This is a genomic window from Pararhodospirillum oryzae (assembly GCF_007992075.1).
GTDB classification, from domain to species: Bacteria; Pseudomonadota; Alphaproteobacteria; order Rhodospirillales; family Rhodospirillaceae; genus Pararhodospirillum; species Pararhodospirillum oryzae.
The window spans coordinates 1-11,014 of sequence record NZ_BJZO01000021.1; the positions used below are offsets into that span (position 1 = coordinate 1).

6 protein-coding genes and 1 CRISPR repeat array are annotated in these 11,014 nt (G+C 70.1%); of the genes, 2 read left to right on the forward strand and 4 right to left on the reverse strand.

Annotated elements, in window-relative coordinates:
• Window positions 1-35: 35 nt before the first annotated feature.
• Window positions 36-2,721: direct repeats of the CRISPR family, unit length 32 nt; unit sequence GTTTCTATCCACGCCCCCGCACGGGGGGCGAC.
• 210 nt (window positions 2,722-2,931) lie between these two features.
• On the reverse strand, window positions 2,932-4,332 hold the full coding sequence (gene gltX, locus ROR02_RS05270) for a glutamate--tRNA ligase (RefSeq protein ID WP_147162970.1): 1,401 nt from the start codon (window positions 4,330-4,332) through the stop codon (window positions 2,932-2,934).
• 222 nt (window positions 4,333-4,554) lie between these two features.
• Between gltX and ROR02_RS05275 the strand changes: the two genes are divergently transcribed.
• A complete protein-coding gene (locus tag ROR02_RS05275) occupies window positions 4,555-6,756 on the forward strand; it encodes a ComEC/Rec2 family competence protein (protein WP_170244975.1) in 2,202 nt (733 codons plus the stop codon).
• A 38-nt stretch (window positions 6,757-6,794) separates the two neighbouring features.
• Here the strand turns inward: ROR02_RS05275 and ROR02_RS05280 are convergent, their stop codons facing one another.
• From ROR02_RS05280 to ROR02_RS05290, 3 genes are all read right to left on the reverse strand, one after another.
• Window positions 6,795-7,865, reverse strand: a complete 1,071-nt coding sequence (locus tag ROR02_RS05280; protein ID WP_147162972.1) for an alkene reductase — start codon at window positions 7,863-7,865, stop codon at window positions 6,795-6,797.
• A 97-nt stretch (window positions 7,866-7,962) separates the two neighbouring features.
• Entirely contained in the window at window positions 7,963-8,550 is a 588-nt protein-coding gene (locus tag ROR02_RS05285) for a TetR/AcrR family transcriptional regulator (RefSeq protein WP_147162973.1), read from the reverse strand.
• 342 nt (window positions 8,551-8,892) lie between these two features.
• Window positions 8,893-9,747 (reverse strand): sulfurtransferase, encoded by an 855-nt coding sequence (locus ROR02_RS05290; protein WP_147162974.1) that lies wholly within the window; start codon window positions 9,745-9,747, stop codon window positions 8,893-8,895.
• A 248-nt stretch (window positions 9,748-9,995) separates the two neighbouring features.
• Between ROR02_RS05290 and ROR02_RS05295 the strand changes: the two genes are divergently transcribed.
• Entirely contained in the window at window positions 9,996-10,913 is a 918-nt protein-coding gene (locus ROR02_RS05295; RefSeq protein WP_147162975.1) for a DUF1289 domain-containing protein, read from the forward strand.
• Window positions 10,914-11,014 lie beyond the last annotated feature (101 nt).

Below are 11,014 nucleotides of genomic sequence, written 5' to 3' on the forward strand. Positions count from 1 at the left end.
CCCGCCGCTAGCCGCCTCCTGGCCGAGGCCGATAAGTTTCTATCCACGCCCCCGCACGGGGGGCGACGAGGCCGGTGACTGGTATGGAGCCAACCTCGACGTTTCTATCCACGCCCCCGCACGGGGGGCGACGCCAGACCAGCGCATCGGACGAGACTTCGGCGCTGCGTTTCTATCCACGCCCCCGCACGGGGGGCGACTGTTTTGGAAAAGGACGTGAGCGTCGGGCGGGAGTTTCTATCCACGCCCCCGCACGGGGGGCGACCAAAAGGCGCGGATGTCCCCCCAGATGGTGGTGGTTTCTATCCACGCCCCCGCACGGGGGGCGACAGGTCAAGGCCGATGCCCCGGGCGTAGCGCAGGGGTTTCTATCCACGCCCCCGCACGGGGGGCGACGCGGTCGCATTAACCGCGCCGGCCGCCTTTTCAATGTTTCTATCCACGCCCCCGCACGGGGGGCGACTAAGCTCGGCAGAGGCGCCGGATTGCTGTGCAGCGTTTCTATCCACGCCCCCGCACGGGGGGCGACGCTGACTGGCATCGCAGACCTATTCAAGGGCGCGGTTTCTATCCACGCCCCCGCACGGGGGGCGACATTCCGTGATCATAGCGCCAGCGGGAGTCATGGGTTTCTATCCACGCCCCCGCACGGGGGGCGACGCGGCCCAGGCGGTGCTGGCGCCGGACGATCAAGGTTTCTATCCACGCCCCCGCACGGGGGGCGACGCGCGACGCGGGCGAGTTCGCGGCGCCGGCAGAAGTTTCTATCCACGCCCCCGCACGGGGGGCGACAAGCGGGGTATTTCGGATCGGACGATGTGGCCGCGTTTCTATCCACGCCCCCGCACGGGGGGCGACGCCCAGTATCACCGTCGATACCCTGGAGGTGGTCAGTTTCTATCCACGCCCCCGCACGGGGGGCGACGTGGCGCTGGCCGATATTGCCCGCTCGGCCTGGGTTTCTATCCACGCCCCCGCACGGGGGGCGACTTGCCGAACAAGGGCAACAGCCACCCTCGTCGCTGTTTCTATCCACGCCCCCGCACGGGGGGCGACGGTCGGGGAGTGCGGCGTCTACCTGACCGAGAAGGGTTTCTATCCACGCCCCCGCACGGGGGGCGACTTGAGCGCTCTGGCAGAGCTACGCCGGAGGACCTCGTTTCTATCCACGCCCCCGCACGGGGGGCGACGAGGTGGATTGATGTCTCGGCTTAAAGCAGCCTGGTTTCTATCCACGCCCCCGCACGGGGGGCGACGCTAGCCTTGATGAGTAACCCCGCACCTGCGGGGAAGTTTCTATCCACGCCCCCGCACGGGGGGCGACATCGCCGCAACCGGCCTTTCTGGCGCGACGGCATGGTTTCTATCCACGCCCCCGCACGGGGGGCGACGCCTTGAGGAGGGCCGCTGGCCGGGGCCAGCGATGGTTTCTATCCACGCCCCCGCACGGGGGGCGACCGCCCTGGACAACCATCCCTTGGAGCCAATCGACGTTTCTATCCACGCCCCCGCACGGGGGGCGACTCTCGATCGTCTTGTCCCACGCTACCGATTCTCCGTTTCTATCCACGCCCCCGCACGGGGGGCGACCGGGGCCTTCCGCCGCGCTTGTCCATGCGGCCAGTTTCTATCCACGCCCCCGCACGGGGGGCGACGATCAAACCTTTCGCGCTTCCATCTGCTCTGGGTGTCGTTTCTATCCACGCCCCCGCACGGGGGGCGACCGGCCAGGAGGGGACATACCAGGCCAAGGCCGCTGTTTCTATCCACGCCCCCGCACGGGGGGCGACGTTCGTACTATCGATCAACGACGTGCCTGAGATTCGCGTTTCTATCCACGCCCCCGCACGGGGGGCGACCAGCCCGGCGCCCAGGGTCAGCACACCGCCGAGTTTCTATCCACGCCCCCGCACGGGGGGCGACTTGTTGCCGCGATTGTCGCCAGCAACAAGGGGCGGTTTCTATCCACGCCCCCGCACGGGGGGCGACGCGCCCGGGTGCTGGTCGGCTTCCCAGGGGTCCACGTTTCTATCCACGCCCCCGCACGGGGGGCGACCGCTGTTCTACTGCGATCCGCCCTATGTCGGCGTGGTTTCTATCCACGCCCCCGCACGGGGGGCGACTCATGGCCGCGCCATAGTGCGCAAGGTACCGACCGTTTCTATCCACGCCCCCGCACGGGGGGCGACGTTCAGCACGAGTTGGCGGCACTGCTGGCGCGCGACGTTTCTATCCACGCCCCCGCACGGGGGGCGACCAACCTTGAAATCGTCCGCAAAATCGTCGGTCTCGTTTCTATCCACGCCCCCGCACGGGGGGCGACGCCATCAGGCCGCAGGTCAGACGACCATCCCGCGCGTTTCTATCCACGCCCCCGCACGGGGGGCGACCTATTGGCATGTACGGTGTCCGCACTGTGGGGTCGTTTCTATCCACGCCCCCGCACGGGGGGCGACCCTGGCGGATTGCCGCCGTCATGGGGGCTCCATCGTTTCTATCCACGCCCCCGCACGGGGGGCGACACCGCGCCAGATCGCGCTCGGTCAGGGACTGGATGGTTTCTATCCACGCCCCCGCACGGGGGGCGACTCCACGATGATTTCTCGGGCTGGGGATGTGTCTGGGTTTCTATCCACGCCCCCGCACGGGGGGCGACATTTTCCGCCGTGGCCAATGCTGTCGTATGCGCGTTTCTATCCACGCCCCCGCACGGGGGGCGACGGCCGGAGTGTATCATGCTGGGGGGATTGGAGAAAACAGGACGGGAGTGCGAACCGGGGGCGGGGGGGACGAAAAAAGGGGGCCGGTGCAACGGCACCATGCCCCCTTTTCCTTGAAATCAACGGGTTAAAGCCGGTGCGATCCTCCCGGAATTCCGGCGTTCCCTTGGGGTTCGCACCCGGCGGGTTCGCATCCGAGAGGACGCGCGGATCAGGCCGGCAGGGCGGCGAGGCGGGCCAGGGATTCGGCGCGGCCCAGGATTTCCATGATCTCGAACAAAGGCGGCGACACCGTGCTGCCGGTCAGGGCGGCGCGCAGGGGCTGGGCCACCTGCCCCAGCTTGAGGCCGCGCGCCTCGGCCTGGGCGCGGGCGAAGGCTTCCAGGCTTTCGCGCGTCCACGGCTCCAGGGTCGCCAGCTCGGTGGCCAGGGCGCCGAGCAAGGCCCCGGCATCGCCACTCACCGCCGTCTTCGCCTTGGGCTCGAAGGGCAGCGGCAGGGGGCGCACATAGAACGCGGCCGATTCAGCCAGATCGACCAGGGTCTTGGCCCGTTCCTGAAGGCCCGGCATGCCAGCGGTCAGGCGCGCGCGGGCGTCGGCGTCCAGGGGGGCCTCCAGCAGCGCCTCCAGGCGGGGCACGATGGCCTCCACCAGCCGGGCCGGCTCGGCCGTGCGCAGGTAGTGGCCATTGAGCGCGGTCAGCTTTTGCATGTCGAAGCGGGCCGGCGAGCGCCCCACCCCTTCCAGGGTGAACCACTCCGCCGCCTGCTCGCTGGAAAAGATCTCGGCGTCGCCATGGCCCCAGCCCAGGCGGGTCAGGTAATTGCGCAGGGCCTCGGGCAGGAAGCCCATGTCGCGGTAGGCCTCGGCACCCAGGGCCCCGTGCCGCTTGGACAGCTTGGCGCCGTCGGGGCCGTGGATCAGCGGAATATGGGCGAAGCGCGGCGTCTCCCAGCCCAGGGCGCGGTAGAGCTGCGTCTGGCGAAACGCGTTGGTCAGGTGATCGTCGCCCCGGATCACATGGGTGATGCCCATGTCGTGATCGTCCACCACCACCGACAGCATGTAGGTGGGCGTGCCGTCGGCGCGCAACAAGATCATGTCGTCAAGCTGGCTGTTGGCCACGGTCACCGAGCCTTGCACCAGATCATCGATCACCGTTTCGCCGCTTTGCGGGGCCTTCAGGCGGATGACCGGAGCCACGCCCTCGGGGGCTTCCGACGGATCGCGATCGCGCCAACGGCCATCGTAGCGCGGGGGCAGGCCCTTGGCCTTCAACTCCTCGCGCATCGCCGTGAGTTCCTCGGGCGAGCAATAGCAGCGGTAGGCCAGACCCTTTTCCAGCAGCGACAAGGCCGCCTCGGCATGGCGGGCGGCGCGGGCGAACTGATAGACCGGCTCGCCTTCCCAATCGAGTCCCAGCCAGGCGAGGCCATCCAGGATGGCCGCCACCGCTTCCGGCGTGGAGCGGGCCCGGTCCGTGTCCTCGATGCGCAGCACGAAACGCCCGCCATGATGGCGCGCGAACAGCCAGTTGAACAACGCGGTGCGCGCCCCCCCGATGTGCAGGAAACCGGTGGGCGACGGCGCGAAACGGGTAACAACGGTCATGGGATGGCTCGATTCGGTTCGATCTGGGATCGGGAAGGAAGGCGAAAGGCGGTTGTTTACCATGCCCCCCCCGTCCAGACCAGGGGGGCCGCCCGCCCGAGCGCTTCTTTCAGGGCCAGGGGCAGGCGGCACACCCCGCGCGATGAATCCAGCAGCGGGCCACCAACGGATCAACAGCGGGTCTTGCGCCCGCCCCGGGAACGCCTCACACTTGCAGGAGCCATGCCTTTTCCCCTGATCGTGCGCCGTGCCATGCCGCGATGGCTTGCCCGTTCCCCGCCCTTGCCCGCCGATGCCCCCGACCCGGCGCCCGGCTGGCTGCCGCGCACCCTGGGCCAGGAACGCGAGGCCTGGATTTTGTGGCTGCCCGTCGCCGTGGGTCTGGGGATTGTCCTGTACTTCGCCCTGCCCGCCGAGCCCTGGCCCCTCTTGTTCCCGCTGGCCCTGGTCGCGGGGCTCGCGGTCCTCGCCGTCGTGCCGCCGTGGCTGATCCCCACCCTGGCGGCGCGGGCCGGGGTGGCGGTGCTGGCCGGGGCGGTGCTGGCCCAGGCGGGCGCGGCGCGGGTCCAGGCGCCGGTGCTCGCGCATCCCCTGGGGCCCACCGTGATCGAGGGCCGGGTGCGCCAGGTCGAACCCCTCCCCCACGGCTGGCGGGTGGTGCTGGAGGATCTGGCCCTGGAGCGCCCCCGCGCCGTGACCTTGCCCCACCGGGCCCGGCTGCGCGTGCATGCCAAGGCCGCGCCCGACGGCGCGATGCCCCCCCCGGGCACGCGGATCGCCCTGCTCGCCCGGCTGGAGCCGCCCCGCTGGCCGGCGCGCCCCGGCGGCTACGATCTGGCGCGGGCCTTGTGGTTCAAGGGGATTGGCGCGGTGGGCTACGCCCTGGGCCCGATTTCCGTGCGCCCCGCCCCCGCCTCGCCCTCCGATCACGCCCTGGCCGGCTTTTTCGTGCGCCTGGAGGCCGTGCGCGCCCATGTCACCGCCCGCCTGATCGCCGGCGGCCCCGGTGCCACCGGCCCGCTGGCCGCCGCCCTTCTCACCGGCGAGCGCCGCGCCGTGCCCGAGCCGGTCCAGGAAGCCCTGCGCGGCGCCGGGCTTGCCCACCTGCTCGCCATCTCGGGCCTGCACATGTCGATGGTGGGAGGGCTTGTGTTCGTGGGCGTGCGCGCCGTGATGGCCTTGTGCCCGCCCCTGGCCCTGGGATGGCCGATCAAGAAACTCGCCGCCCTGGTCGCGCTGGCCGCCTGCCTGGGGTATCTGGCGTTGTCCGGGGCCTCGGTGCCCTCGCAGCGGGCCTTCCTGATGACCGGGCTCGTGTTCCTGGCCGTGATCGTGGACCGCCGCGCGCTGTCCATGCGCTCGGTCGCCCTGGCCGCGCTGGTGGTGCTGGCCGCGCGGCCGGACAGCCTGCTGGGCCCCAGCTTTCAAATGTCGTTTTCCGCCGTGATCGCCCTCATCGCCGCCTACGAGGCCCTGAGCCGGTACCGCGCCCGCACACGCGCCCCCCGGGGCGCGCGGGCCGGCGGGTTCGCCCCGGGCCGCCGCCTGGGGCTGTACGTGGGGGGGCTTTTGCTCACCACCATCATCGCCACCCTGGCCACCACCCCATTCAGCGCCTTTCATTTCCACCGGGTGGCCCTTTATGGCCTGGCCGCGAACGCGGTGGGGGTGCCCCTGATGGGAACATGGGTCATGCCCTGGGGGCTGGCGGCCCTGGCCTTGATGCCCCTGGGCCTGGAGCACTGGGCCCTGGTTCCCATGGGCTGGGGGCTTGATGTCATCGTGTGGGCGGCGCGCGGGGTTTCGAGTTGGCCCGGGGCGCAGGTCGCCGTGCCCGATGGTCCGGCCTGGGCCCTGGGCCTGGCCGCGCTGGGGGGCTTGTGGCTGTGCTTGTGGCGCCAGCCCTGGCGCTGGGCCGGGGTACCGGTGATCGCGGCTGCCATGATGGTGCCCTTCCTCACCCCCACCCCCGACGTGCTGGTGGGACCGGCGGGCAAGCTGGTGGCGGTGCGCGCCGACGACGGCGGCCTTCTGGTCAGCGACCGGCGCCGCGAGCGCTTCGCGCGCCAGGTGTGGACCGAGGCCCACGGTGGCGAGGCCGGGCGTTTTCCCGGCGAGGGGACCTCGGCGCTGGCCCCCCTGCGCTGCGATGCCCTGGCCTGCCTTTACCAGCGCCACGGGGTCACGGTGGCCCTGCCCCGCACCGCCGAGGGCGTGGTCCACGCCGCCGGGCAGGCCGACGTGGTGGTGGCCGGGGCCTGGACCGTGCCGCCCGACACCCCGGCGCCTGTGATCATCGATCGCCCCCGCCTTGAGCGCGAAGGCGCCTGGGCCTTGTGGATCGACAAGAACGGCCACGTGCGCGCGCGCTCGGTGGCCGAAACGCGGGGACGGCGCCCATGGACCGCCACCCCCGCGCCTTGAGGGGGCAATGCCCCCTTCGTTGTGCGACGCGGGCCTGGTTACGCCAGGACCGGATAGTCGGTGTAGCCCTTTTCCTCGCCCTGGAAGAAGGTTTCCGGGTTGGGGGTGGCAAGGGGGGCGCCACGGCGGAAGCGTTCGACCAGATCGGGGTTGGCGATGTAATGGGTTCCAAAGGCGACCAGATCGGCCCGTCCGCTGGCCAACGCCGCCTCGGCCTTGGCCGCGTCATAGCCACCGGCCGCGATGTAGGGCCCGCCAAACGCCTTCTTGAGGGCGGCGAAGTCAAGGGGCTGCTCGCCCAGCTCGACCACGTGCAGGTAAGCCAGTCCGTAGCGGGAGAGCGCGCTGGCGGCGGCGCCAAAGGTGGCGGCCGGATCGCTGTCCTTCATCGAAAACACCTCGAACACCGGCGACAGGCGCACCCCCACCCGCTTGGGCCCCATCACCTCGACGACCGCTTCCACCACCTCGATCAGGAAGCGGATGCGGTTTTCGACCGAGCCGCCATAGGCGTCGGTGCGCTGGTTCGAGCCATCGCGCAGGAACTGATCGATCAGGTAGCCGTTGGCCCCGTGAACCTCGACCCCGTCGAAGCCGGCCTTCAGGGCATTGCGCGCCGCCTGACGGTACGCCTCGATGAGGCCGGGGATTTCATCGGTTTCCAAGGCCCGGGGAACGACCAGGGTCTTGAGCCCGGCCTCGGTGTAAATCTCGCCTTGGGCCGCGATCGCCGACGGCGCCACCGGCAGGCCTCCGTCGGGCTGGACATCCGGATGCGACAGCCGGCCCACGTGCCAAAGCTGAAGGAACATCCGCCCGCCCTTGTCGTGCACGGTACGGGTGACCTCCGACCAGCCGGCCTCCTGCGCCGGGCTGTAGCAGCCCGGCGTGCGCGGGTAGCCCTTGCCTTGCGCCGACACCTGCGACGCTTCGGTGATGATCAGGCCGGCCGTGGCCCGCTGGCCGTAGTATTCGGCCATCAGGGGCGTGGGCACGTCCCCGGGCGCCGCGCGGCTGCGGGTCAGGGGCGCCATCACCACCCGGTTGGGCAAGGACAGATCACCCAGGGAAAACGGCGAAAACAGACGCTCAAGGGATTGCGTGGCCATGGTGTCCTTCCTCTGTGCGGGAGGCTCCTTGGAAAAAAGGCCTTCCCGATCAGGACCAATCGGTCCGGAACCAACATGGGCACGCCCCCCGTCTCCGTCAAGAAGGGGGCGCAAGGGAATCCAGCAGCATCCGAACCGCGTCTTCCAACACCACGGACGCGACCCGGGCCCGGATCATGGTGTGCATGCCCACCACGAGAACGGTCATGAAGCGGGCCCGCGCCCGGTCGTCCCCGGGACGGATGGAGCCATCGGCGCGTCCGCGAGCCAGGGCGGCGGCGAAGGCCTCCTCGATATTCTGGAAATCGCTTTCGACCAGGCGCTGAACGTCGGCGTCGTGCGGGCCCAGTTCGACCGCCTCGTTGCAGCTCATGCAGCCAAAGGGGCGATCGCCCTGCAAGGCGTGCGCCACCGTCTTGTGAAAAAAGGCGGCGATGGCCTCGAAGGCCGTGGGGCCCTGGGCCAGGAGATCGTGCAGCACGCGGCGCCGTTCGTCGCGGTAGGCCTCGAAGGCCGCCAGGAACAGGCCGTGCTTGCTGCCAAAGGCCCCGTACAGGCTGCTTTTGCTCAGGCCCGTGGCCGCCATGAGGTCGGCCATCGAGCTGGCTTCGTACCCCTGGCGCCAGAAGACCTTCATCGCCGCCAGCAAGACTTCATCACAGTTGAACGAGCGCGGACGCGCCATGAGCGATTCCCTTCCCGGGCGCCGGACGGGTTCCTTCCCACCGCACGGGGGGGAGCCCCCCTGCCGGAAGAGAGGGGGCTTCAGGAAAACCCGGTTTCCAACCCCGGCCTGGGGGCGTTTCCCCCAGACCTTCTCCTCCCGCTTGCCCCGACAAAACGCCGGGGACGTAGCCCAACCGTTTTATGGTACCTTGTCGGTCTCCCCCACGCCAGCCTTGAGAGCAAGGAGCCCTCTTGAGAGGGTATCCAAGGCTTCACCCGATTGACCGCACCAGACCACGAGCCGCCGCCTCAGTTTCCCCTTGCATCCAGGCGGTCGTCCACACATGCCATGGCAGCCGGCTCAGCCGATCACGGGACGCGAAAGGTCGCGGCTCCATTCGAACCAGGAGCCATCATACACCGCGATATCGCGCGCGCCGGCCAGCCACGCCCCCAGGGCGATGACGCACGCCGTCACCCCGGTGCCACAACTGGCGATCAACGGGCGGGCGAGATCGACCCCGGCGCGGGCGAAGGTTTCGCGCAGGGCCTCGGGTGCCGAAAACGCCCCGTGCGGGCCGGTCATCAGGTCGCCAAAGGGCACGTTCACACTCCCGGGCATGCGCCCGCCGCGCGGGCTGTCCCAAGGTTCGGGTTCGGTGCTGTTGAATCGCCCGGCCGAGCGGGCGTCGATCACCGTGCGCCGGCCGTCGCCCAGGGCCTTTTCGACCTGATCGGCATCGGCCAGCCAGGGGTGGCACAAGCGCGCGGTGAAGGCCCGGGGCCGGGGGACGACCGGGGTGGCGTCCTGGACGCCGCCGGCGGCGACCCAGGCGTCCCAGCCGCCATCAAGGACCGACACCTCGGCGTGCCCGAACAACTGGAACAACCACCAGGCCCGGGCCGCCGCCATGGCGCCGGCGTGGCGATCGTAGACAACGATGTGATGATGGCTCCCCAGGCCCAAGGCCCGGCAGGCACTGGCGAACACGTCGGGGGGCGGGACCGTGTGAGGCTTGGGCGCGCCGGCGCGGGCCACGGCATCGATATCGAAGAACACGGCCCCCGGAATGTGGGCGGCCTCGTATTCGGCCCGGGGGTCGCGGCCGCTGGCGGGCATCACCCAGGTGGCATCCAGGATCCGCACGTCGGGGGCGTCCAGGTGGTCTTGCACCCAGGCGGGTGAAACCAGGGTTCTTTCGGCGGCACGGGGCATGCGATCCTCCAAGGGCACGAAACGGGCCCCGATGCTCTATCCTGGAACCCGCCCCCCCGAAAAGAGCGTTTATTGCCCGCGAAGGACAAGGGGCCCGCCCCGAAGCCGGGCTTGGCGCGGGAGAAGGCCCTTCCAACCAACGGCCGGGGATGTCATACCACGAGGCAGCCGCCTGGCCCGATGCGCCCCCTCCCCGGGAGTGCCTCGAACGGCGCCCTGACTTGCCTCTCGACCGGAAGGACCCCCCCATGACCGGTGCCATGCCCTCCCCTTGCGTCGGCATTTGCGAGATGACCCCCGATGGCGCCTGGTGCACCGGCTGTGCTCGCACCGCCGACGAAATTACCGCCTGGTCCTCGATGGACAACGACGGCAAGCGGGCCTTGCTCGTGGAACTGGCCGAACGCCGCGCCCGGATCGGCATGGGCGTGCCCGTGCTGGGGCACCCGGTGGCCGTGCTCGACCGCGTGCTGCTGGGCTCGCTGGACAAGGCCGGGGCCAAATGGGCCATCGGCGTGCCCGGTGCCACCGCCACCTTCTGCCCCGGCGACGGCACCTTGGTCACCGCGCGGCTGTGGGAGTATGGCGGCGATGCCATCGGCGGCTATGGCGGCACCCGCGTGGTGCTTGATCACAAGGCCAAGCAGATCAAGGCGATCGGCACCCTGGGCCCCGACGGCGAAACCCTGACCCGCATTGATCTGTGCGTGTACGCCCGCAAGGGACTGATGTCCCAGCGCCGGGTGCTGACCGAAATCGGGCTGGATACCGAGGCCCTGCGGGTCGGCGACCGGCGCGGCGTGCTGTTCGACCTTGGCCTGGGGCTGGCTCACATCGATTTTTGCGCGCGCGTCGACGACGAGGACCTGCTGGCCCTGATGCGCGCCGAGGCCGGCAAGCCGGTGCTTGATCCGGCCTCGCCGGTGCTGGCGGCGCTGGAGGAAGCCCAGGCGCACCGCGTCGCGCTGACCCGGCTGGGGCGCATCGAATCCTGGGGCCGGCCGCCGCTGCCCCCCGAAGAGGCCAGCCCGTGCTCGGGCACCCGGATCCAGATCCAGCCCGAGGTCCTGGCCCAGGGCCTGGACCGCGAGCCCGGCTCGCCGGTGCCCGCGACCTTGCACCCGGTCATCACCTTGTTCCCCGGCCAGCGGGTCGGCCTGGTTTAGAGCCCCTCGGGGAAAAGGGGATACCACTTTTCCCGAACAGACAGGGAAAAGGGGATACCACTTTTCCCGAACAGACAGGGAAAAGGGGATACCACTTTTCC

Excerpts from the sequence above, each read along its gene's own strand:
- ROR02_RS05290 (WP_147162974.1), bottom strand. The coding sequence starts at position 9,747 with ATGCCCCGTGCCGCCGAAAGAACCCTGGTTTCACCCGCCTGGGTGCAA.
- ROR02_RS05280 (WP_147162972.1), bottom strand. The coding sequence starts at position 7,865 with ATGGCCACGCAATCCCTTGAGCGTCTGTTTTCGCCGTTTTCCCTGGGT.
- ROR02_RS05295 (WP_147162975.1), top strand. The coding sequence starts at position 9,996 with ATGACCGGTGCCATGCCCTCCCCTTGCGTCGGCATTTGCGAGATGACC.
- ROR02_RS05285 (WP_147162973.1), bottom strand. The coding sequence starts at position 8,550 with ATGGCGCGTCCGCGCTCGTTCAACTGTGATGAAGTCTTGCTGGCGGCG.
- gltX (WP_147162970.1), bottom strand. The coding sequence starts at position 4,332 with ATGACCGTTGTTACCCGTTTCGCGCCGTCGCCCACCGGTTTCCTGCAC.
- ROR02_RS05275 (WP_170244975.1), top strand. The coding sequence starts at position 4,555 with ATGCCTTTTCCCCTGATCGTGCGCCGTGCCATGCCGCGATGGCTTGCC.